Source organism: Providencia sp. PROV004 (assembly GCF_011045615.1).
In the GTDB taxonomy this organism is placed as follows: Bacteria; Pseudomonadota; Gammaproteobacteria; order Enterobacterales; family Enterobacteriaceae; genus Providencia; species Providencia rettgeri.
Genome location: NZ_CP042859.1, coordinates 1895156 through 1918737, shown reverse-complemented (window position 1 = coordinate 1918737; position 23582 = coordinate 1895156). Strand labels below are relative to the sequence as shown.

The following is a 23582-nucleotide window of genomic DNA, read 5'->3' as shown; positions in this document are numbered from 1 at the left end:
GGTTTATTATTTCGCAACAACATTGCTCTGTTACGCTGTATGGCTTTAAGCCTTAAATTTCGTCTGGTGTACGCAGGTTAGTCACTGCAATACGTTCACCGTGCTTTCTTTCTCTTTCTGATTGCATATTGGCACGGTAAACCCCTTGGTCTCCAACAACCCAAGACAGCGGTCGACGCTCTTTACCGATAGATTCTTGCAACAGAAGCAGAGCCTGCATATAGGCTTCTGGACGCGGTGGGCAACCTGGAATATACACATCCACAGGAATAAATTTATCGACGCCTTGTACAACAGAATAAATGTCATACATGCCACCAGAGTTGGCACATGAACCCATGGAGATTACCCATTTTGGTTCAAGCATTTGGTCATACAGACGTTGAATAACAGGCGCCATTTTAGTGAAACAGGTACCTGCTACTACCATGAAATCGGCTTGACGAGGTGAAGCACGCAGTACTTCTGCACCAAAGCGGGCGACGTCATGAACAGCCGTGAACGAAGTCACCATTTCTACATAGCAACATGAAAGACCAAAGTTATATGGCCAGAGAGAGTTTTTGCGCCCCCAGTTAACCACATCGTGAAGTGCATGAGAAAGTTTCCCCATGTAAACACTGTTTTCAACTTGCTGCTCCAGTGGATCAGTGACGATTTCCTGGGTTTGCAGTGGGTAACGGTCGTTCTCACCGTTCGGATCTATGCGGGTGAGCGTATAATCCATTGTATAATGCCTCGCTTTTTACTGCGGATGACGATTGCTGATTTTAATAACTTCACTAGGATGCTTAACTTTTCCGCGGGAACGGACTGGAGTCCAATCCAATGCTCCTACGCGAACGAGATAAAACAGTCCCGCCAACAATACCAAAATAAAGATCGCGGCTTCGATGAAACCTACCCAACCGGCTTCGCGGATGGCAACTGACCATGCAAATAAGAACATGGCTTCAACATCGAAGATAACGAAAAACATGGCGACTAAGTAAAACTTAGCAGACATGCGGAGACGTGCACTACCGACCGAGTCGATACCGGACTCATAAGGAACATGTTTTGTTCTGGCTTTGGCGCGGCTACCTAAAAAGTGACCTGCGACCAACATGAAAGCACAAAGACCGATAGTGCCGATAAGGAATATCGCAAACGCCCAGTTATGGGCTAACGCTAGGATTGATGTAGACATACTCGTTGCTTACTCATTACTTATGGTGTGTTAACTGCTCTTTTTTACATCACGGCAGAGTTGCACCACAATTGCCCAGTTAATCGAGAAGAAAGACCAAAATTGATCACAAACTAAAATATCCCCAAACTTAAATCAGTCTGTTGACTGCGTTTGGTTTGTCCTCTCTCATTACAATTTATTTTACTTAAATTAAGTAAAATAACCCGTATTTGTTACAAAAACTTCACACTTTGAAAACAACAGAACAACAAAAAGTAACCATAATCTGCTAAAACGTGTCAGTGTAATGATACTCAAGTAAACACGCAAACTAGTTTAACTGATTATTCGTTTTTACTACACCATTATCTCAGGAAAAACCTGTCTTAACAGATGAAAAATTGCGCTTTTTATTTGATCTAACGCACACTTTTATTGAAAAAGTACTCAATTTGTTTACATAGCATTCAATTTCACTTTAAGTCTTTGTAACTCTTTTTAACGCATAACTTCAAGTAACTAACTGACATTCAAGCGCTATTTTATCTCTTCAATAAAAAAACATTGTTAATAACATAACAAACTGTTAACTAAACAATGAAATTCAGGTTATGCCAGCTACATCACAATTATTTCATGGTCTTTCACATTTAACCATACTTATTAAGTGGTTAATTGCTTTTTTTATGAGCGGATATTGATAAAAAATCGATAAATTTGAATTTGATAACCGATTAAAAATATCACTGAGCATTATTTAAACATGTATAAAAACCAATTTCTCGATACCGATCCCCAATATTGAAAAATGAGTTCCATACTTTGAAATAATCGTTTCAGTCATCCATATCAATTCACATTATCTGTTATCTAACCGCTCAATTAGTCTGTACGTTAGCCATTTAATTGAGATAACCACCTCAACCGCTGCTCACGTCTTATTTAGACTGCGATTAACATGTTGATTTTATTTGTACATAGCCAATAACGCATTGATCACAAACAAGTGATCCCGTAATAGATTGGCAAAAATGACATAAAAAAACGGTAATCCCAAACGTATTGGGATTACCGTCATTACAATAAATTAATTAAGTATTGGCGTTAAGATAACCAGATGAATCGATTAACTTAATTACCTTCCTCGCTGCTATCCATCAACTCACTTGCTGAGGCTGCAACATAAGGGATTTTTTTGTTTTCAATCGCACTGAATACTGTCAGAACAAAATCTTTTTGCTCGTCTGCATTCTTATACAACCAATACTGAATATCTGGTAAGCGTGGTAGCCCATCTGATTCATTCAAAATACGTAAATCTGCATTTTGCATTTCCATTGGTCTAGCGGTTACCCCAACCTCTGCATTGACTGCCGCACGAACAGCAGGTAAAGAAGCTGCTTCATACGCAACATGCCATGACAAACCTGCATCATCAAGAGCACTAGTACAAAGTTTACGATATGGATTGGTTTCATCCATAACAACTAATGGAACTGGCTCATTGGGACGCAATTGAAAATCAGGTGCACTGTGCCACAAAACAGGCACTGTTCTTAACGCTGTTTTAGGGTGGTGACTAATTCTTGCTGTTGTTAAAGCAAGGTCTATCTCATGATTATCAAGCATTGACTCAATAAATTGTGCTCGTTTAATGCGCACTTCTACGGCAATTCTTGGATAAACAGACGCGATACGATTAAGTAAGAAAGGTAATAAGATATCGACGGTGTCATCGGATGCGCCAATACGCAATTCACCATCAGCGTCATTATAAGTTAATGACGCTGTAGCATCATCATTGGCGCGAAGTATTTGCCTTGCGTAGCCAAGTAATTGTAATCCGTGCGCGGTGAGCAGTTTATTTCGCCCATGGCGAGCGAAAAGCTCACGGCCGACTAATTGCTCTAAACGTTGCATTTGCTGGCTCACAGCAGATTGTGTTCGACAAACGGCTGCAGCTGCGGCTGCAAATGTGTTAAGATCTGCGACAGCGACGAAAGTACGTAGCAAATCAAGATCTAGGTTCATGATGGGACGATTGGAATTTATCATCGTTCATTCTCTTATATAATTTTATGTTACCTGGTGTTTCTGCTCTCCTCCATGAGAATCAGCGAGTTTATAGCGACTACTAAGACTACTAAGTGAGTGCATTTCTAATCCATAGATCTGCAATGACTTCTCATTATTTTACTTTTTTGCATCCAGCTCATTAATCGCTAACGATAGAGCAGGGTACAAATAGCATACTTCCAAAAATCAAATAATTTTAATAAAAGTGGGATGATTTCCTAAAAAACACGCTAAAACGCGCTTGATAGGTTACGCTTAAATAGTAACATATTTAATGTAATCACAATTATTTTAATGTAAGCACATTATAAAATTCGTTTCACTATTTTTATATAGTCAAAAATATCAAATGGTTATAATTTTAATCAGCACTTTTGGTTAAAGAAAGCAGCTTGAAACAATCAATATTACTAACAAAATCGCCCTGATTATTATAAAAAAAGGCTATTACAGCAAAAAAAATCATGTCTGATTTAATGATTCAATGCTTAATATTACATTTTGATACAATTTTCTTTTTTTCCGCTATTTTTATGCTTTTTTACTTTTTATACTCCAAAACATCAAAGAATGTCGATATTATAATTCAACCAGTTCAATATTATAAGAATATACAGCTAGCCTAAAATAAATAATAAGATACCAAACATTACATTTAAGCGTAAACCAACCTTTTACACCAAAAATAACCTTGCATCTTCAAAAGCTTCTGAGGGAGGAGTACAGTAAAGGAATAACGTCGGCCCGACCAATGCAACCCTTAGGGTAATGAGAGAACTATGAATAATCTAACTAAATCCAGTAAGCTCGATAATGTTTGCTATGACATTCGTGGGCCCGTATTAAAAGAAGCGAAGCGCCTAGAAGAAGAAGGCAACAAAGTCCTCAAACTCAATATTGGTAATCCGGCCCCGTTTGGTTTTGAAGCTCCAGATGAAATCCTTGTGGATGTCTTGCGTAATCTGCCAAGTTCTCAAGGTTATTGCGACTCAAAAGGCTTGTATTCTGCCCGTAAAGCGATTGTGCAGCATTACCAAGCTCGTGGCATTCATGAAATGACAGTAGAAGATGTCTACATTGGTAATGGTGTTTCCGAATTAATCGTACAAGCCATGCAAGCACTGCTTAATAATGGTGATGAAATGTTAGTACCAGCGCCTGATTATCCATTATGGACTGCTGCAGTTTCCCTTTCGGGAGGAAAAGCAGTTCATTATATGTGTGATGAACAGCAAGGTTGGATGCCTGATATTGAAGATATTCGCAAAAAAATCACACCAAGAACACGTGGTATTGTGGTCATTAACCCCAATAACCCAACGGGTGCGGTCTACAGCAAAGACCTATTAATGGAAATTGTCGAATTGGCTCGCCAGCACAATCTTATTATTTATGCTGATGAGATTTACGATAAAATTCTTTATGATGATGCAGTGCACCACTCTATTGCCGCCCTCGCCCCTGATTTATTAACCATTACATTTAATGGATTATCTAAAACGTATCGCGTCGCTGGCTTCCGCCAAGGTTGGATGGTATTAAACGGCCCGAAAAAACATGCGAAAAGCTATATTGAAGGTTTAGAAATGCTAGCCTCTATGCGCCTATGCGCAAACGTGCCGATGCAGCATGCCATTCAAACTGCACTGGGTGGCTACCAAAGTATTAGTGAATTCATTCAACCAGGCGGCCGTTTATATGAGCAACGTAATCGTGCATGGGAATTGATCAACCAAATACCCGGCGTTTCATGTGTAAAACCACAAGGTGCCCTGTATATGTTCCCGAAAATAGATATTAAACGATTTAATATCTATGATGACCAAAAAATGATTTTAGACCTGTTACTACAAGAAAAAGTGTTGTTAGTTCAAGGTACCGCATTTAACTGGCCTGAACCTGACCATTTCCGCATCGTTACGCTACCTTATGCGGATGACCTTGAAATGGCGATTAATAAATTCGGCCGCTTCCTTGAAGGCTATCGCCAATAAAAATTTATTCAAAATAATAAAAAGCCTCCTAATTCCGGAGGCTTTTTTTATTCTAAATTTAGCCATCATTAATAGACTGTATTATTTTGATAATCAAAGAATAGAAATAAAATAAATTGCCACAAGGAAAAAGCCCAATAATATAAATGGAAAATATTTCATATTGCCTCTTTATTTCCGGATTGAACATCCATTATATTTTTTTGATTACATAATTCAACACAATTAAAATAGCAGTCAAGTTATAATCTAAAATTGATTATATTATTATGATTATCTTAATATGCAAAATAGATATTAGAACATAATTACTAGAGAGTAACTTATTAAAAAACAATAAAATTATATCGCTGCTACATTATTTCCGTTATAATTTTTTTCGTTTGCAGACACTAAAGAAGAGGACTTATGAGCTACTTTTTCGCCCATCTTGCTAGAATGAAGTTAATCCACCGCTGGCCGTTAATGCGTAATGTCCGAACAGAGAATGTCTCTGAACATAGTCTCCAAGTAGCTATGGTTGCCCATGCGCTCGCTATCATTAAAAACCGTAAGTTCGCAGGGAACGTCAACGCAGAAAAAATTGCTTTGTATGCGATGTACCATGATGCTAGTGAAGTGATTACAGGGGATTTACCAACCCCAATTAAGTATCACAACCAGCAAATTGCTCATGAATACAAAAAAATAGAAAAATTTGCTCAGCAAAAACTACTCGATATGCTCCCAGAAGAACTACAAGCGGATTTTAAAGCGCTACTAATTGAAGATATACAATCAGAAGAAGAGCATTTTATTGTTAAACAAGCCGATACACTGTGTGCCTACTTAAAATGTTTAGAAGAACTGTCCGCGGGCAATAGTGAATTTAAATTAGCCAAAAGACGGTTAGAAAAAATGCTTGCGGAAAGAAATAGTCCAGAAATGGAGTATTTTATGAAAACGTTTGTGCCAAGTTTTACCCTATCATTAGATGAAATTAGTAATTAATTTAAAATAAGGAATGAGCGTATCGTTCCTTATTTTAACACTCGATAACTTTATATTTTGATGTAATTATTCAGTTTTTTATGCCGAACTGATACCCGTCGAACAATCTGAAGATGAAGAAAAATGTGCGTATAGTTTTCTAGACTCGCCATTAATTCCTAATATAACTCCACCACCATCCCCAGATGTTATATTACAACTAACATCATGTTTACATTCATAAACCTCACGTTCGTAAGTCCAAAATTTAATATGCCAAATATCAGACCCTACACCTATATAGTATTTGAACCCAAAACAATTTTCTAAAATACCTTTATTCGGTACATGTTCAATATGTTACTGATCTTTCGTATTCATCCAAAGAACAGACGCGAGATGTGTTAGAATCATATTTTTATATCTTTTCCCCAAAAATTCTCAAATGTTGCATAACCATAATAATACCTTTTTTGTATATTTTTGACTTGAACCATAAATTCACCTCTTAATAATTGAATTAATATTATGTATTTTGATTCGAAATTAATGGTAAGTTAAAATACAGGAGAGTAAATTATAATTAATATCGTTTAATTGATAAATAAAAGAGGAATGGTTAATTAAAAATATCAATTAACCATTAATGTAATTTCTTAGAATGGAAATAAAATAGGCACAACTGCAATACTAATAAACATCACAATAATAGTGAATGGCACACCCACTTTCAAAAAGTCCGAAAATTTATAACCTCCAGGCCCTAAAACTAAGGTATTAACTGGTGATGAAACGGGGGTCATAAAGGCTGCGGATGCGGCAATGCCAACAATCATCGCAAAAGGCAACGGTGAGACATCCATTTGGCGAGCCGCAGCAATGGCAATCGGAGCCATTAGCACTGCAGTTGCGGTATTGGAAATAAATAACCCAATCGTGGCACACAGAATAAACAGGCACAATAGCATCACATGTGGCCCTAACCCACCAGCAACTTTCATTAACGCATCAACGGCAAGGGCAATCCCTCCCGTTTCTTGCAGTGCTAGTGCAAAAGGCATCATCCCAACAATTAATATAATACTCGGCCAGTGAATTGACTTATAGGCACTTTCCATATCAATACAGCGAAATTTCCCCATTAACAAGCAGGCAATAAGTGCTGCAATAAAGTTAGGAATTTCATTGGTCACCATCATTGCGACCATTAATGCCAAACAAAATAAGGCATGAGGAGCCTGAGATGCAGCAGGTGCCACCGCCTCTACTTCAGCAGCCAGATTCAATACAATGAAGTTCCGTGGCTTAGTCGATAAAATGCGAATTAATTTCCAATCCCCAATGACTAATAAAATATCACCCAATCGAAGCGGTTCATCTACCAACTTGCCGTCCAACGCTTTGCCATCTCGACGAATACCAACCACATTCAAGCCATAACGAGTACGAAATTTAATGTCTCTTAAAGATTTACCCAAGAGTTCAGAATCTGGATTCATCGATACTTCAGCCATTCCCACATCACGTGATTGGTCTGAAAAATAATCTCCCCGTAAAATCATCGGTTCAAGGAGTTGTTCGCTACAAAATTGACGTAAATCGTCATCACTCACCGAAATATCGACTAATAAGACATCTCGCTCGCGTAACTCTGTTCCCCCAGTTGCACTCACCATCACTCGACGAAATTTACGCCAACGCTCAATCCCTACCACGTTGGCCTCATAACGGGAACGCAAGTGCAGTTCGTCAAGTGTATGGCCAATGAGTGGTGACCCCTTGCGGATAGCAAGACGGCGAGCTCTACCTGTCAATTTATAATCACGAATTAAGTCACGGAAAGTGCGTCGATAGCGCTCAGGGAGTTTGTCTGGTTCGTTACTGCCTAGCCAACGCCTTGTCAGCCACATGTAGGCAATACCTGCGAATAAAATTAAAATACCAATCGGGGTAATAGAGAAAAATTGGAAGCCTTTGATCCCTTCACGTACCAATTCACTGTTCACCACCATATTAGGTGGCGTGGCCACTAGTGTCATCATCCCACTGATAAGCCCCGCGAAGCCTAGTGGCATCATTAACCGACTAGGCGATGTTTTCATGCGTGATGCGACACTTAAAACGACGGGAATAAAAATAGCCACCACGCCAGTGGAGCTCATAAAAGCGCCTAACCCAGCGACGGTAAGCATTAGGAAAACCAGCATTTTGCTTTCGCTGCTTCCTGCAACGCGAACAAGCCAGTCTCCCATTTGGTAAGCGATGCCTGTGCGAACAAGCCCATCACCAATAACAAATAATGCTGCAATTAGCAGAACGTTAGGATCTGCAAAACCTGCGGTAGCTTGCTCTAATGTTAAGGTATCACTCAACACAAACGCGACAATGACAAGCAATGCGACCACATCCATGCGAATCTTATTTGTGGTAAACAGAACTATCGCAATTAATAGGAGGGTTAAGACCCACAGCAATTCTCCGTTCAAAATATCCCCTTTCGACGAAAAAAAACATTGCTAAGAATTTTATTCAGTTAAGCATGTTTTACGGAGAATTTCTTTGATTAAATCACCATTAAGTCAAATTAGACACGAAAAGTTCATAATCACCATTATTGTCAGGCCCCATAACAGAAATTTGAGCCAATGAACTTACAATTACTTGAATTTCATCACGACGTGGCATGCCTTCTGGTGCATGGACTGCGACCACTTGGCAACCTGCCGTTAATGCAGAATGGATACCTGCCTGCGCATCTTCAAAGGCAATACAGGATTTTGCAGGAAGCGAAAGTGCTTGGGCTCCAAGCAAGAACGGTTCTGGGTCCGGCTTTCCTTTCGTAACTTTTTCAAATGTCACCCAATGTTTAGGTTCTGGTAAACCCGCCGCTTGCTGGCGTCCATGGGCAATCGGTACGGTGCCAGAAGTGACAATTGCCCACGGTGCCCCAATTTCATTTAAACGTGACAGCAAGGCAATCGCGCCAGGCAGGGCAACCACGCCCTCCACATCTTCGCTTTCCATTTTTTCTAACCAGCGAAAATACCCCATAATTTCTTCATCACTCGCCTCGGGTAAAAAGTGACGCAAACTGGTTAACGCGGGTTTTCCATGAATAAAATTAATGACTTCGGCTGAGTCTACACCAATTCGTTCGCCAAACTTACACCAACAGCGCTCAACCACAGCCAAGGAATCTGCCAATGTGCCATCTAAATCAAATAGAAACCCTTTTGCCTTTAATTTCACGTCTACCCCTTTATTTGCTATTCACGTAATAATTGAATCGATTCTGGCCCACTAGTTAACGCTAAACAGACGCCAATGCGCAACCTCAATAACAAAAATAATCAAGATTTGCGTTAATAACTTAGATTTGAATGCACTTGAGAGTTAAAACAGGAAAGGAATGTTGATTTGAAATTGGGATTTTTTAAAACTTTATTTACTTTTTATACTCTATTTGCTCTAAATAATTCGCGTTGTCGCTAAGCGACTAGAGAGGATATCTCGGGGAGCATACAAAAGTATGTGACCCGAGTAGCCGAACGCAGCCAACAACGAGACAAGGTGAAGTATGACGAGCAAACTTGCTCTAAATTATTCGCGTTGTCGCTAGGCGACTAGAGAGGATATCTCGGGGAGCATACAAAAGTATGTGACCCGAGTAGCCGAACGCAGCCAACAACGAGACAAGGTGAAGTATGACGAGCAAACTTGCTCTAAATTATTCGCGTTGTCGCTAGGCGACTAGAGAGGATATCTCGGGGAGCATACAAAAGTATGTGACCCGAGTAGCCGAACGCAGTCAACAACGCGACAGCGCGAAGAATGACGAGCATTAGGCGTTTAAGATCTGGGAAATCTCCACCGCTGATAAATGATACTGACGCGGGCACGCATGCCAAATCGCTAACATACGATTGTATTTTTCCCACATCGGTGTTTGCGAATTAAAGCCATGCGTTCCACTGTCGAAGTGGGTATAACGCCCTTCTGTGTTAACCATAAAGCGAACGTAGCTCAAATAACGTGCTTCTGTTGCAGCATCAAAACCTAAAAATTGCACGCGTCGGCCATCAATGTCTTCCTTGTTAGCCATGTTACTGTAGGAGACTTGCAGTGCATGGTACATTTCCATGATATCAATAACAGTACGGCAGGTGTCTTCACTTAAATGACCGAAGTCTCTGTCTAACTCACGCATTTGTAAACCAAAGCCACGTTCAATAATGGTTTGTAGGCGGCGATAACGTTCTGCATTATCGGGGTCAAGCATGGTCATCATTTTATATTGATTAGATAAGATCAAGCGTTGTGCGTTAGTCATTTCCATCATGGTTCTCCCACTAAAAAGTATGGCTTATCTTCGCATTCAACATCAATCATAGACAGTGAAAACATCGCTTTTATTGATCTAAACATGCTTTTTGCATTACTTATTGTTAAATCTACCTTTTAGTGGAAATCATCCCTTAGATATCTTCCATAAAAGAGCGGTCTAACTGGTTAAATGCACGTTTTAGCAAGTCAGCTAACGCCATATAATCGGGTTGGTGCTCAACCGGCGCCATAGCGATCCCCGCCTCTGTAAACTTATCACGGATCTCATAAAACCAGCTCAATAAGCTAGATGGCAGAGGCGTCGAAGCACGCTTTCCTAACCACCATAGACCTTGCATTGGCAAACTACAGGCAAAAAGTGCCGTAGCAATGGCGGGTCCCAATTGCCCACCTAACGCGATTTGCCATGCTAATGTGAAAATTGCAATCGGTGGCATAAAACGAATACCAAAGCGGACAGCTTTGTTGATGCGAATTTCGGGGAAGATTGGCGACAGTTTTTTTTCCATAGGAAAGGTCTTCAGATAGCGGTTACCTAATCTAAAGCGTTTAAAAAAACCGGGCGGTGTACTTTGTAATGTACTCATGAAACGTTTCCTATCGACTTCTTAAAAACTGAGGCAATAATTTATAGATTGCGCCATAGTAAAATGATAGCACATTTAAGATAACGAAATTATTTCATTACATTTACCTTAAGTTAAGTCACTTTACTAAATATCAGCTATTCTAATAGCAATGTAACCCTGTGCTATAACACCACTTTATACGTCACTTATGATTTTAATCAATCAAAGTCCCTATTTTTAAAAAAAACGTATAAAATATAAAATATTTTTAGTAGAATCTGCCACATTTAGAATTGCTGTTGCATTTGTTACTTTGTAGCTTTATCCATTTTCGAAACTGAAGATAGACAACAGTTATATATATTGGGGTTTTTGGTCGTTATTTCAACACTAGGTGCGAAGGTTTACTTTTATATACCTTGGCAAAAAAGATAGCGCCTGTTTTATCAAACCCCTAGAGGTCTCACGATCTTTAACTTTTTCGCCTTTAACATGATATCAATCATGATGTTTCAGGTCATAAATACGCTAGGCTCTAGCAGTATATTTTTAATCTGAGTCTTTTCATGTTGTTTAAAAGGCTTCACAACAACAATTAACGATAGGTATTTCCATGTCAAGTAAGCTGGTACTGGTTCTAAACTGCGGTAGCTCCTCACTGAAATTCGCCATCATCGACCCAACTAATGGCGATGAATTTTTATCTGGATTAGCTGAGTGCTTTAACCTCCCGGAAGCCCGTATTAAGTGGAAAATGGATGGTGCTAAGAAAGAAGCGCCTTTAGGTGCTGGTGCAGCGCATAGCGAAGCATTGGATTTCATTGTTAACACTATTCTTGCTGAAAAACCTGAGCTATCAGAGCAAATCACCTCCATTGGTCACCGTATTGTTCATGGTGGTGAGAAGTTTACCTCCTCTGTATTAATTACAGACGAAGTGATCGAAGGCATTGAAGCGGCTATTCCATTCGCGCCATTGCATAACCCTGCTCATCTCATCGGTATTGAAGAAGCAAGAAAATCCTTCCCGCATCTGGTCAACAAAAATGTCGCTGTCTTTGATACCGCATTCCATCAGACCATGCCTCAGGAAGCTTATCTGTATGCACTGCCATACGAATTATATTCAGAGCATAGTATCCGTCGCTATGGTGCGCATGGTACAAGCCATTACTATGTTTCCCGTGAAGCTGCGAAAAAGCTTAACAAACCTGTTGATGAGCTCAATGTTATCACTTGCCACTTAGGCAACGGTGGTTCTGTTACTGCCATTGTTAACGGTAAATGTGTTGATACTTCAATGGGCTTAACGCCATTAGAAGGCCTGGTAATGGGAACACGTAGCGGTGATATCGACCCTGCAATTATTTTCCATTTACATGATTCTTTAGGTATGAGCGTTGATCAAATCAACAAAATGCTAACCAAAGAATCGGGGTTATTAGGCTTAACTGGTGTAACAAGCGACTGCCGTTATGTTGAAGATAACTACGGCGCTAAAGAAGACGCAACTCGCGCAATGGATGTTTTCTGCCATCGTTTAGCGAAATACGTTGGTGCATATAGTGCACTGATGGAAGGCCGTCTTGATGCTATCATCTTCACCGGTGGTATTGGTGAAAACTCAGCACAAGTTCGTGAAATCACCTTGAAGAAACTGGCTATCCTTGGTTTCGAATATGACCACGAACGTAACTTAGCGGCACGCTTCGGTAAAGAAGGTTTAATCACTACCGATAACAGCCGCCCAGCGCTGGTTATCGCAACCAATGAAGAGTTGGTTATCGCCCAAGATACTGCGCGCTTAACCGCATAAGTAACTTCTACCGCCAGCAACTTGCTGGCGGTATCGTTTTGTCATTAGAGTAACCGAAAGAAAGAGGTTCCCGTGTCCCGTACAATTATGTTAATACCTACTGGCACCAGCGTTGGCTTAACTAGCGTTAGCCTAGGTGTCGTTCGCTCAATGGAACAAAAAGGTGTTCAATTAAGCGTTTTCAAACCTATCGCACAGCCACGCGTCTCTGGCAATAAAGACCAAACCACTGAAGTCCTGCGTTCTCATTCAAGTATTACCACCATTGTTGAACCACTGACAATGGAATACGTTGAATCGCTACTGACCTCTTCTAAAAAAGATGTGTTAATGGAAGAAATCGTAGCTCGCTATCATGACCACACAAAAAATGCGGAAGTAATTTTAATTGAAGGTTTAGTGCCAACGCGTAAACACTCATTTGCTCAATCATTAAACTATGAGATTGCTAAAACATTAGGTGCAGAAATTGTTTTCGTCACTGCACCAGGCAACAGCTCTATCCCACAAATGCAAGAGCGTTTAGAGTTAGTACGTAACGAATTTGGTGGCCAACGTAATAAAAATATTATTGGTGTGATCATCAACAAGGTGAATGCACCCGTTGATGAACAAGGTCGTACTCGCCCTGACCTATCTGAAATTTTTGACGATTCAACTAAGGCGACTGTAGCTAACCTTGATACTAAGCAACTTTCCGCGCTGAATCTGCCTGTACTGGCATCGATTCCATGGAACTTCGATTTAATTGCCACCCGTGCAATTGACATGGCAAAACACTTAGGTGCAGAGATTGTTAATGAAGGCGAAATCAAAACTCGTCGCGTTAAATCTGTGACTTTCTGCGCACGTAGCATCCCGCACATGCTTGAACACTTCCGTCCAGGCTCATTATTAGTGACCTCAGCGGATCGTCCTGATGTATTAGTTTCTGCATCACTGGCGGCAATGAACGGAGTTGAAATCGGTGCAGTTCTACTAACTGGTGGCTATAACATCGATGCGCCTATTCGCCAACTTTGTGAACAAGCCTTCGAAACTGGCTTGCCTGTTTTCATGGTGAAAAGCAATACATGGCAAACATCGCTGAATTTACAAAGCTTTAGCTTAGAAGTTCCAGCGGATGACCATGAGCGTATTGAAAAAATTCAAAACTATGTCGCTCGTCATATTAGTAGCGACTGGATTGAATCATTGGTTGCAGACTCTGAGCGCCCTAACCGCTTATCACCTCCTGCATTCCGTTATCAGTTAACAGAGTTAGCTCGTAAAGCGGGCAAGCGTATTGTTCTTCCTGAAGGCGATGAACCACGCACAGTTAAAGCTGCATCTATCTGTGCAGAGCGCGGCATTGCAACTTGCGTACTGTTAGGTAACCCAGAAGATATTCGTCGTGTTGCTTCCGCACAAGGTATTGAACTCGGTACTGGCATTGAAATTGTTGACCCAGTTAAAGTACGCGAAGAATACGTTGCTCGCCTTGTTGAATTACGTAAGAGCAAAGGAATGACAGAGGTTGTTGCTCGTGAGCAGTTAGAAGATAACGTCGTATTAGGGACATTAATGCTGGAAAAAGGCGAAGTTGATGGCCTAGTTTCTGGTGCTGTTCATACGACAGCAAATACCATCCGTCCACCGCTGCAATTAATTAAAACAGCGCCGGGCAGCTCATTAGTTTCTTCCGTCTTCTTTATGCTATTACCTGAACAAGTATTTGTTTATGGTGACTGTGCTATCAATCCAGACCCAACTGCAGAGCAATTATCAGAAATCGCTATCCAATCTGCTGATTCTGCAAAAGCATTCGGTATTGACCCACGCGTTGCGATGATTTCTTACTCTACAGGTGATTCAGGTGCTGGTAGTGATGTTGAGAAAGTGCGTGAAGCAACCCGTTTAGCGCAAGAAAAACGCCCAGATCTGATGATTGATGGCCCATTACAGTACGATGCCGCGGTAATGGCTGATGTGGCTAAATCCAAAGCGCCTAATTCGCCAGTTGCAGGTAAAGCGACCGTATTTATCTTCCCAGACTTAAATACTGGTAACACCACGTATAAAGCCGTACAACGTTCTGCTGACCTTGTCTCCATCGGTCCAATGTTGCAAGGTATGCGTAAACCAGTCAATGACTTGTCTCGTGGTGCGTTAGTTGATGACATCGTTTATACCGTTGCGTTAACCGCTATCCAAGCAGTACAAAACGAAAACGCTTAACTAAAATTTCATTTATCTTTTATAAGTAAAAAATGCCAACCAGTTCAAACTGATTGGCATTTTTTTTATGATGATAAAGACTGAATTATCACTTAAAAATATTATCCTATTTGTCGAAGGTGCAAGTCATAGATGTACTCATTCACCTTTGCCTGCTCAAGATAAACTACCTGTATTTGCAATGGAAGTTCAATACCCGGGTCGATAGTATGTCCACTCGTATTACCTAAAATAACATTTCCACCCACTTCTTCCTTCGTCAACCAGTTTTTTTGGCTTTCATACCAGTTTTCAGAAACTTTAGCGCCAGCTGGTAATTGGAATGTGAGTTGCCATTTATTAACGCGTGTATTTTGTGATTTTAATGTCAACATGTAGCTGTAAAGATAACCACCTTCCCCAGCCCAACTAGCTTGATACTGTTGTAAAACTTCTAATTCTCTTTCTGCTGTCACCGTAATCGCAGAAATTGCATTATTATTACCTTCATTTTCATAGCCTTTCGGTAGTGTCAGGCTACAGGCTAATTGCGTATCACCTACTGTCGTTAAGCTTGCATTTAATGGAATATTAACAACCTTTGAACTATTTCGGTCTATATCAACCGTTGAGCCAAATTCACCCACTATAACAAGAGAGCTATTCCCTGAATTCGCATTTATAATCGCACTACGAACCAATGTATCACTGTTATTCGTGATCTTAAGTGGGACTGACTTTGACTCTCCGGTTAATAACGTAACTTGTGTATCTATCGTTAAATTTAATTCAACCCTAGCTTTTACCTCGACTTTTACATCATAAGTATTACTTCCCTGATTAATAACACCAATCGGAGTGTGGATCCGAACACTTAATAGTGTTTTACCCGTATTCTTCCCTTCAAGAGATACAGGGATTGTGGTGATCATATTTGAGTGAAGATCAATTAATTCAGGGTATGAAATGACATTGGCTACATCACTATTTTTTGTGGTTATCTCTAATGTGACACCATAAACAGCAACATTGCCTTTATTAACTATATCAATTTCAATATTATTAACTTTACCTAATGTACTTTGGAGAGGGCTTTCAGAAGATATTTCTAAAGTAACTAACTCAACGGGGGCAGCAACAACAGAACGTGTTAGATCATTCCAACCTAAACCAACCAGTGACGCGATTGAAGACAATGCAGGGACTCGTAATATTTCACCATCAAGATTAAGACCTGCGACAAGCGTAGCTGCTTTAGACATATTGTTGACAACACAGGAAACGCCATCATGATGCCCCACATCAAATCCATATGATTCAAGTTCCTTCTGATCAAGTTGAATATCTGGAGATATTAAAAGAATATCGCCAATTTCTGAATTGTTATAATCAATATTTGTATAGAGTGCTAATTTATTAGGTGGGCATTTATCTTTTCCTTTCTGATTTTTCAATAATTCAACTGACTCATTTTTTTTCATAATAAGAATCCTTCATATCAAATAATATTTAAGCGTGTAAAAACTTAAGAAATCCACCTTTTAAAACAGTAAGAAATTAGCCTAAAGGAAGATTCATATAAGTAGCTTAAATTACTATAAGGTTAAATTTATTGCTGACAAGATAAATAAGATAATAATATTCATCAATCGATTGTTAATTATTAAATGAATTTAAATTCAAACTAATCAAATAAAAAAATACACCCTGCGATATAATCACAAGGTGCAATATTAATAAAAAATTAAAATATCACTTGTTACTTTGTTTTGCTAAATAATGAAATTATTACCGCCACAATAATATTCAGAATAAATGCAGCAATACCGATATTCATGAAACTTAAACTTTCCCCTAACCAAGGGAACAATTGCGCTAAAGAAATTTTCTCGATATAGGTTACCGCGAGAAATAAAACCCCCGCGGAAATCCCACAAATAGCGCCCGCAGGGGTCATTGGATTTTTCTGTTTAAAACTCATCAACAAAGCTGGGAAAAACTGCGCAACAATATTGACCCCGAGTAACATAATAGCCACCAAGGTATCGTTACTGTGGAAAATAAAATACAAGCTGACTAACGCAACGACAGGTACCATAAAGCGTGCATAAACACCAGACTGGCGTTTTTCTTCACTCACCCCCATCGCTTTTTGTACAACTCCCGCTAACATATTAGAGGTGGTTAGTAGCAACATTGAACCAGGGACGAGTGCCGTTAACATTCCAGCAGCACCAATAAAACCGACCACAATAGGTGAGAAGGTGCTTTTAGATATCTCAAACAACGATAAATCCACAGCTGAACCTTCAAGATGCGGAATTTGTAATATAGACGCATAACCCACAAAAAATGCAAATAACATAATTAAGCTATAGGCAGGAATTAAAATACTATTGCGTTTTAAGGATTTTTCATCTTTAGCCGTAAATACCGCAGCCATATAATGTGGCCAACAGAAATAGGCAACCACAGATAAGAATATTGTGGAAATATACCAAGGGATATTTAGACCCGTTTCGGAGAATGTTAAAAAGCTTGGCATCGCCGTATCTATCGCTTTAAACATCTCCCCAAAGCTACCGTAATAATGAAGTGGGATATAAATACCAATAAATACGACCACAATTAAAATCATTAAATCTTTCAGTGCTGATGTCCAAGCTGACCCATGAATACCGGAGATCATCACAAACAACGTCACTGCAATAATTCCAATCCATATGGCAATATCTGCAGGAATTGCGCCATAAGACGCTTGTGAAACAATAATGCCTAATCCTTTAAGCTGCAAAACAAATAAAGGCACCATCGCAGCAATAGAAATCAAGCTAATTAATAACCCTAACCCCGGGCTTTGGTATTTCTTGGTAAATAACTCAGAAATCGTTCTGACATCATTATCTTTTGCAAAGCGCCATACTCTTGGATGTACCCAGTATAAAAAGATCCCCATAAAAGCATTGACCGCTAAGGTATATAAAATTGCAGGTCCTTTACCGTAAGCCCAGCCGCTTCCGCCAAGAAAAGTAAACGTGGTATATATTTCCCCTGCACTTAGAAGGAAAACCAGCAATGCACCATAGCTGCGCCCACCGACAGACCACCCTTCGTGATCCATCGTTTTGCCCTTTTTAGCACGGATAGCAAGATAAATGCTAAATAGGAAAAAAATTGTAATAATAATTAATGCGGAACTCATGATGTTTCCTTCGTATTTTTATTATCTAATACATTGATTAATAACATAACTAAGGCTGTAACAATCACCCATGAGACAATCCAGAACATTAAAAATGGCAAGCCCATAACAAAAGGCTCTACTTGATTGGCATAATAGATACCTATGGTTAATGCGAGGATTGGAAAAATAACTAAATAATGATACCACTTCATATACCACCCCTTATTCCACTGGCCCGAAAGAAATTAATTCACGAGGCAAATGACTTAACATTTCTACTCCGTCTTCAGTAATAAGCAGCATATCTTCAATCATAATGCCACCAACACCAATCCCGTAATACGGCGTTTCTAAACTCATCACCATCCCAGCTCTAAATATTTCTGTCGTCGCAGCGCTCACAAAAGGGGCTTCTTCTAACCCAACGAACACCCCATCACCATGGCCTAGGTGCCCACGATTATAATGAGGCAAACCTGAAGAACGAATGAGAGCCATTGTTTCATTAAAAACATCACTTAATGCAACGCCAGGTGCAACTCGGCTTAACATATATTGATGACCTTTTAAGATAGTTTGATAAATATCAGCGACTTTTTCATTCGGTTGACCAACCACAAATGTCCTTGCAATATCAGCACCGTAACCAGCCACATCTACACCACAGTCAAATTTAATTAAGTCACCTTCTTTTGCTGGTTGATCATCTGGGATCATTTTGGGTGAAAAATCACTGCCCACTGAAATTAAATTGAAGCGACTATAGTTCGTTTCAGGGAATTCCATCACTTTAGCTTTAAAAGCAGCGGTTAATTCCGCTGAAGTACAGCCAATCCTGATTAATTTACTCGCAGCAGCGATACCGGCTTCTGTAATTTGTGCGGATTTTCTGAGATGAGCAATTTCCCACTCACTTTTAATCATGCGTAATTCATTAAATAACGGCGAAGAATCAACCAAATTTAAACCAGGAATAACCTTATCCAACCATACCTTACCGGTATGTGTAATTTGGTTTAATTCAATCGCAACCGGTTTTCCATAAACCCCCGCTTCAGACAACGCTTCTTTGAGTAAATTGAAAATTGTTTCTATTGGGCTATTAATTGGCCTTGGTTTTACCACTTTGCCATTTTCCGGGTTGTAAGGGTCGTCTACATCCACCCAAATTGGAAATGTTTTAATCTTTGCATTAGGCATTTGAAGTGACAAGTTTGCTGCTTCAAATTCATTCATAATAACCAATGATTCTATGGAAGGATCGCGAAAAATAACCGCAATCGCAGAGCCTGTTTGCCTGAAAGTATACATAAAGAAGCTCGCAAAACCGGTTAGGTGATAGAAGTTATCACCCACGGTTGCGATTAATGCTTCAATTCCTTCACGCTCCATAATCTCACGAGCTTTATTGGTTACGTTCTCAAGGTGTTGTTGTTTCAAAAAAGTATTCTGTTTATCAATTGTCATTTTTATTCTCTCGAAGCGTTATATATACATCAAGCAGTGCATCATATCGCAAACGATAAATGTTAAGTTCTGTCACATTATATCTAGTGTGGAAATGAATACATCGTTTAGCATGCAAGTTGGTTATAACTAATCGTTATATATTAGCCAGAAATTAACTTTGCTAGAGATTTGATTTTGGGAGAAAAAAATTAAAGGGCTAAATAAAACAGCCCTTTAATAATTTAAATCTGATCGGTTATGAATTTTCAGCACAAGTGATGGTTTTTTCTAACTCATTATTGCGAGTTAACCATAAGGAAAGTGCTTTGAGTGAATCTGGCGTAAATTCATCACAGCGCGCGCTGATCTCTTTAGGGGTCAACCAACTGACTTCAACAACTTCAGATTCTTGTAAAGCAAATGGACCATGACTAACACAGCTAAACAACCCACCCCATACACGACAATGCGCATCTTCAAAATAAAAATGGCCATGTTCCGCAAAAGGAACGCCTGCAATACCCAGCTCTTCTTCAGCTTCGCGCTTTGCAGAATCAAGGATGTTTTCCCCTTTTGTCACGACTCCACCTGCTGTTGCGTCGAGGAAACCAGGGTGAAAATCTTTAATATCAGTGCGTCGTTGAACCAATATTTTGCCCATTCCGTCATGAACAACAATGTAAGTTGCACGGTGGCGTAGGTTTTCTGCCCGCATTTGGCTACGTGTTGCCTGAGCAATCACCGTATTGTCTTCATCAACAATATCGACCCATTCAACGACTTCGGTTGGTTGTTCCATCCTGTAAACCTTTTATTTTTAAGCTAAAAATGCTTATATCATTAGACTGATTATTATTGTATGCCAGACAATACCAATCCGCATTGATCCGCACCTATGGAGATGATCCTAGCTGAATTTGTGATTAGTTGCCATCATAAAAAGCACTTCTTTATTGCAATGATAATGAAGCCAGGTTTCTTTATGATACTCCAAGCAAATCATACAAATTGTATTCACAAATGCTATAGTTAAATCATAACGCTGTAGTTTGTTACTGATCTCAGGGATATCCCCTAAATAGTTCAAATTGCAGCTAGGCGCTAAGAGATGGCATCTTTAGGAGCATACACAAGTATGTGACTAAGGTGATAGAACGCAAGCAACAACGCTGCGGTTTGAAATATGACGGGGATGGCGATGAAAATACTCATAACAGGCGGCACCGGGCTAATCGGAACACCACTTATCCAAAAACTGATTTCTCTTGGGCATCAGGTTACTGTGTTAAGCCGTTCTCCGCAAAAAGTTTATAGCCATTTTTGTAAGGCTGTTGAGTGCTGGACGTCTCTTAATGAGCAAACTCACCTGAATGACTTTGATGCTGTTATTAATCTTGCTGGCGAACCGATCGCTGATAAGCGCTGGACCGAAGAACAAAAAAAGTTATTGTGTGATAGTCGTTGGAAATTGACACAAAAGCTAAGCGAATTAATCCTCGCCAGTGAAACGCCACCACAGGTATTTTTATCGGGTTCTGCTGTTGGTTATTATGGTAACCAAGGCCAGTCAGTCGTAACTGAAGACGAACAACCCCACGATGAATTTACTCACCAACTCACACAGCATTGGGAAGCATTAGCCGTTAATGCACAATCGGAAAAAACTCGCGTTTGTTTACTACGCACTGGCCTAGTGCTATCGGCGAATGGCGGTTTACTGGCTAAAATTCTCCCCATTTTCAAAATGGGAGCGGGAGGTCCAATAGGTGACGGAAAACAATACATGCCATGGATACATATCAACGATATGGTTCGGGCAATTTGTTTTCTATTGGATAGCCCTACTCTTTCTGGGCCCTTTAATATGACCTCACCTTATCCAGTCCATAATGACTTATTTTCTGCCACGTTAGGTGATGTTCTCAATCGCCCTTCATTTGTGCGAACACCCGCTTTTGTGATTAAGGCCATCATGGGGGAATCTGCAGCGTTGGTATTGGGTGGTCAACAGGCAATTCCCAAAAGGTTGGAAGAAGCAGGATTCCAGTTTGAACATATAGAATTAAAAGAAGCACTTACTGACTTGCTTATTCCACATACAGATGAATAAGGGTTATTTCACCCCTTGCCAGCGGTGAAATAGGTCTTGTTCCAGTTCGATATCAAACTGATCAAGGATGCGATTCACCGTTTGGTCTACAATATCTTGGATTGTTTCAGGTTGGTGATAAAACGCTGGCATCGGAGGCATGATCACGGCTCCCATCTCTGCCGCTTGTACCATTAAACGCAAATGGCCAACATGCAAAGGCGTTTCACGCACACCCAGCACTAGCTTTTTGCCTTCTTTGAGGACCACATCGGCAGCTCTTGTGACTAATGTATCCGTGTAGCTATGAACAATGCCAGACAGTGTCTTCATGGTGCAGGGCATGATCACCATTCCAGCAGTGCGAAACGAACCTGAAGAAATTGCAGCGGCGATATCGCGACTATCATAGTTATGGTCAGCTAACTGCTGAACCTCTTTTACACTGTAGTCAGTTTCTAATGCTAATGTTTGGCGGGCAGCTGCACTCATCACCAAATGGGTTTCTACCTCTTTGACAGGCTTCAACACTTCAAGCAAACGGACGCCATAAATAGCACCACTCGCCCCTGTTAACCCAATGATCAGTTTTTTCATTTCGCTGCCCTATTCACGATAACTCAGCGCATTATATACAATATTCACTAAAATTGCAGATACCAACAATGCTGCAATCCTACCTATAACGAAAATTTAAGCCATCAGCCACAATCCCAATTATACACGACTCGACTAAAATCTCTTTTCTTCAGGTCATCAGGGTGAATAAAGAAATTACCCACTCCCATATCTCCCCACATAATTCCTATTTCATAATCGGTATTTATTTGGAGAAGTAATTCATATTGTTGAATATCTTTTTCGTATTCTCTTGGGTCGGTTTGAGTGAAGAACGGATAACCGCCTATGCAATGTGCCCCTGATTCAAAAGTATCACTGTAAGGCTCAACCCATTCGTCGTAAAAGTCTTCACCGTCAAATTGGTCCTCATAATCATAGAGGTTATCAACCCCTAATATTTTCTGACCAAATTGGAAATCATCGATGCTGATGAACTGTTCCGCAGGCGTATATTCAATACTGTATTGGTGATCTATAGGGGTATAGTAATCATCGGAATGAGCCGCAATCACGGCAGAAAAATCTTGAGTTAATTGGCTGGCATCTTCAATAATATCTTCCCAATAAATAATGCGGAAATCTTCCTGTTTTTGCCTTTGTTCAAAGTCAGCTCCATATAAGTCATCACCACCAATAAAAAACTGTAAAATACCCTTTTCAGGGTAATTTTCTAATTTAGGCATTTGTGCAAAGTTAATTTGGGCAAGTAACTTGAGCGGCGTTCCTGCGCTATTCGTCGGATACTTTTCATTTATTGGCAAATACGGCATTCCCCCGACACGACTATCCCATAAAATATAGTCTTCAACTGGGGTTAACGTCATTTCAACAAGGGATTTTTTAGTGGATTTGATTTTATCTACAAAAGGTTTAATCACATCAGGAAGGGAGTTGAAATCAGCCATATATCGCTCCAAATAGGCAGTTAATGTCCCTCTAGCTTACTCGATTTTTACGTATTTTAAATCAGATATAACTGTAACTTAGGCCTTCATTTGACGTCATAGTTTTCTTGATATTTTAGGCTACAGATTAAAGATGGGAAAAATCAGAATCACTGTGGATTTTCTATATAGTTAGGGTTACAGCTAGGCGGCTAGCAAA

General features: G+C 39.9%; 19 protein-coding genes. 5 read left to right on the top strand and 14 right to left on the bottom strand.

From position 1 onward, the window contains the following. Positions 1–52 precede the first annotated feature (52 nt). From FVA69_RS08305 to FVA69_RS08295, 3 genes are all read right to left on the bottom strand, one after another. Entirely contained in the window at positions 53–727 is a 675-nt protein-coding gene (locus tag FVA69_RS08305) for a NuoB/complex I 20 kDa subunit family protein (protein ID WP_004912254.1), read from the bottom strand. Between the two features lie 18 nt (positions 728–745). Then, on the bottom strand, positions 746–1189 hold the full coding sequence (locus FVA69_RS08300; RefSeq protein WP_004259806.1) for an NADH-quinone oxidoreductase subunit A: 444 nt from the start codon (positions 1187–1189) through the stop codon (positions 746–748). Between the two features lie 1113 nt (positions 1190–2302). Next, positions 2303–3226 (bottom strand): LysR family transcriptional regulator, encoded by a 924-nt coding sequence (locus tag FVA69_RS08295; RefSeq protein ID WP_004912258.1) that lies wholly within the window; start codon positions 3224–3226, stop codon positions 2303–2305. Between the two features lie 800 nt (positions 3227–4026). On the opposite strand from FVA69_RS08295, the gene FVA69_RS08290 reads away from it, so the two are divergent. Next, positions 4027–5241 (top strand): pyridoxal phosphate-dependent aminotransferase, encoded by a 1215-nt coding sequence (locus FVA69_RS08290; protein WP_004259802.1) that lies wholly within the window; start codon positions 4027–4029, stop codon positions 5239–5241. 408 nt (positions 5242–5649) lie between these two features. Beyond that, positions 5650–6231, top strand: coding sequence for a 5'-deoxynucleotidase (yfbR, locus tag FVA69_RS08285; protein WP_109911551.1), 582 nt, complete (start codon positions 5650–5652; stop codon positions 6229–6231). A 635-nt stretch (positions 6232–6866) separates the two neighbouring features. Here the strand turns inward: yfbR and FVA69_RS08280 are convergent. The 4 genes from FVA69_RS08280 to yfbV form a co-directional block, all read right to left on the bottom strand. Further along, positions 6867–8696, bottom strand: coding sequence for an SLC13 family permease (locus FVA69_RS08280; protein ID WP_117162387.1), 1830 nt, complete (start codon positions 8694–8696; stop codon positions 6867–6869). A gap of 88 nt (positions 8697–8784) precedes the next feature. After that, a complete protein-coding gene (locus FVA69_RS08275) occupies positions 8785–9459 on the bottom strand; it encodes a sugar phosphatase (RefSeq protein WP_004912267.1) in 675 nt (224 codons plus the stop codon). Positions 9460–10051: 592 nt separating this feature from the next. Further along, the gene (locus tag FVA69_RS08270; RefSeq protein WP_004912269.1) at positions 10052–10546 is read right to left on the bottom strand and encodes a YfbU family protein; all 495 of its coding nucleotides are present in this window, start codon (positions 10544–10546) and stop codon (positions 10052–10054) included. A gap of 139 nt (positions 10547–10685) precedes the next feature. Next, complete coding sequence (gene yfbV, locus FVA69_RS08265) at positions 10686–11141, bottom strand: terminus macrodomain insulation protein YfbV (protein ID WP_004912272.1); 456 nt, start codon at positions 11139–11141, stop codon at positions 10686–10688. A 595-nt stretch (positions 11142–11736) separates the two neighbouring features. Between yfbV and ackA the strand changes: the two genes are divergently transcribed. Continuing rightward, a complete protein-coding gene (gene ackA, locus FVA69_RS08260) occupies positions 11737–12939 on the top strand; it encodes an acetate kinase (RefSeq protein ID WP_004912276.1) in 1203 nt (400 codons plus the stop codon). An 87-nt stretch (positions 12940–13026) separates the two neighbouring features. Further along, positions 13027–15156, top strand: coding sequence for a phosphate acetyltransferase (gene pta, locus FVA69_RS08255; protein ID WP_181937056.1), 2130 nt, complete (start codon positions 13027–13029; stop codon positions 15154–15156). Positions 15157–15257: 101 nt separating this feature from the next. On the opposite strand, the gene FVA69_RS08250 is transcribed toward pta, so the two are convergent. The 5 genes from FVA69_RS08250 to yfcD form a co-directional block, all read right to left on the bottom strand. Further along, entirely contained in the window at positions 15258–16616 is a 1359-nt protein-coding gene (locus FVA69_RS08250; protein WP_164528667.1) for a hypothetical protein, read from the bottom strand. A gap of 278 nt (positions 16617–16894) precedes the next feature. Beyond that, entirely contained in the window at positions 16895–18337 is a 1443-nt protein-coding gene (locus FVA69_RS08245) for a sodium:solute symporter family protein (RefSeq protein ID WP_109911547.1), read from the bottom strand. Then, positions 18334–18531: a DUF3311 domain-containing protein gene (locus tag FVA69_RS08240; protein WP_164528666.1), complete on the bottom strand. Its 198-nt coding sequence runs from the start codon at positions 18529–18531 to the stop codon at positions 18334–18336. The genes FVA69_RS08245 and FVA69_RS08240 overlap by 4 nt, the downstream gene beginning before the upstream one ends. Before the next feature lie 10 nt (positions 18532–18541). Beyond that, on the bottom strand, positions 18542–19786 hold the full coding sequence (locus tag FVA69_RS08235; RefSeq protein ID WP_117162388.1) for a M24 family metallopeptidase: 1245 nt from the start codon (positions 19784–19786) through the stop codon (positions 18542–18544). A gap of 238 nt (positions 19787–20024) precedes the next feature. Beyond that, entirely contained in the window at positions 20025–20567 is a 543-nt protein-coding gene (yfcD, locus tag FVA69_RS08230; RefSeq protein WP_004912292.1) for an NUDIX hydrolase YfcD, read from the bottom strand. 399 nt (positions 20568–20966) lie between these two features. On the opposite strand from yfcD, the gene FVA69_RS08225 reads away from it, so the two are divergent. Then, positions 20967–21878, top strand: coding sequence for a TIGR01777 family oxidoreductase (locus FVA69_RS08225; RefSeq protein ID WP_109911545.1), 912 nt, complete (start codon positions 20967–20969; stop codon positions 21876–21878). Positions 21879–21881: 3 nt separating this feature from the next. On the opposite strand, the gene FVA69_RS08220 is transcribed toward FVA69_RS08225, so the two are convergent. Together FVA69_RS08220 and FVA69_RS08215 are read right to left on the bottom strand one after the other, a co-directional pair. Further along, the gene (locus FVA69_RS08220; protein WP_004912293.1) at positions 21882–22454 is read right to left on the bottom strand and encodes a UbiX family flavin prenyltransferase; all 573 of its coding nucleotides are present in this window, start codon (positions 22452–22454) and stop codon (positions 21882–21884) included. A 104-nt stretch (positions 22455–22558) separates the two neighbouring features. Continuing rightward, positions 22559–23383, bottom strand: coding sequence for a YwqG family protein (locus FVA69_RS08215; protein WP_004912295.1), 825 nt, complete (start codon positions 23381–23383; stop codon positions 22559–22561). Positions 23384–23582: the final 199 nt, after the last annotated feature.

Excerpts from the sequence above, each read along its gene's own strand:
- FVA69_RS08240 (WP_164528666.1), bottom strand. The coding sequence starts at position 18,531 with ATGAAGTGGTATCATTATTTAGTTATTTTTCCAATCCTCGCATTAACC.
- FVA69_RS08220 (WP_004912293.1), bottom strand. The coding sequence starts at position 22,454 with ATGAAAAAACTGATCATTGGGTTAACAGGGGCGAGTGGTGCTATTTAT.
- yfbR (WP_109911551.1), top strand. The coding sequence starts at position 5,650 with ATGAGCTACTTTTTCGCCCATCTTGCTAGAATGAAGTTAATCCACCGC.
- FVA69_RS08215 (WP_004912295.1), bottom strand. The coding sequence starts at position 23,383 with ATGGCTGATTTCAACTCCCTTCCTGATGTGATTAAACCTTTTGTAGAT.
- FVA69_RS08305 (WP_004912254.1), bottom strand. The coding sequence starts at position 727 with ATGGATTATACGCTCACCCGCATAGATCCGAACGGTGAGAACGACCGT.
- ackA (WP_004912276.1), top strand. The coding sequence starts at position 11,737 with ATGTCAAGTAAGCTGGTACTGGTTCTAAACTGCGGTAGCTCCTCACTG.
- pta (WP_181937056.1), top strand. The coding sequence starts at position 13,027 with ATGTTAATACCTACTGGCACCAGCGTTGGCTTAACTAGCGTTAGCCTA.
- FVA69_RS08270 (WP_004912269.1), bottom strand. The coding sequence starts at position 10,546 with ATGGAAATGACTAACGCACAACGCTTGATCTTATCTAATCAATATAAA.
- FVA69_RS08300 (WP_004259806.1), bottom strand. The coding sequence starts at position 1,189 with ATGTCTACATCAATCCTAGCGTTAGCCCATAACTGGGCGTTTGCGATA.
- FVA69_RS08290 (WP_004259802.1), top strand. The coding sequence starts at position 4,027 with ATGAATAATCTAACTAAATCCAGTAAGCTCGATAATGTTTGCTATGAC.
- FVA69_RS08225 (WP_109911545.1), top strand. The coding sequence starts at position 20,967 with ATGAAAATACTCATAACAGGCGGCACCGGGCTAATCGGAACACCACTT.
- FVA69_RS08245 (WP_109911547.1), bottom strand. The coding sequence starts at position 18,337 with ATGAGTTCCGCATTAATTATTATTACAATTTTTTTCCTATTTAGCATT.
- FVA69_RS08235 (WP_117162388.1), bottom strand. The coding sequence starts at position 19,786 with ATGACAATTGATAAACAGAATACTTTTTTGAAACAACAACACCTTGAG.
- FVA69_RS08295 (WP_004912258.1), bottom strand. The coding sequence starts at position 3,226 with ATGATAAATTCCAATCGTCCCATCATGAACCTAGATCTTGATTTGCTA.
- yfcD (WP_004912292.1), bottom strand. The coding sequence starts at position 20,567 with ATGGAACAACCAACCGAAGTCGTTGAATGGGTCGATATTGTTGATGAA.
- FVA69_RS08250 (WP_164528667.1), bottom strand. The coding sequence starts at position 16,616 with ATGAAAAAAAATGAGTCAGTTGAATTATTGAAAAATCAGAAAGGAAAA.
- yfbV (WP_004912272.1), bottom strand. The coding sequence starts at position 11,141 with ATGAGTACATTACAAAGTACACCGCCCGGTTTTTTTAAACGCTTTAGA.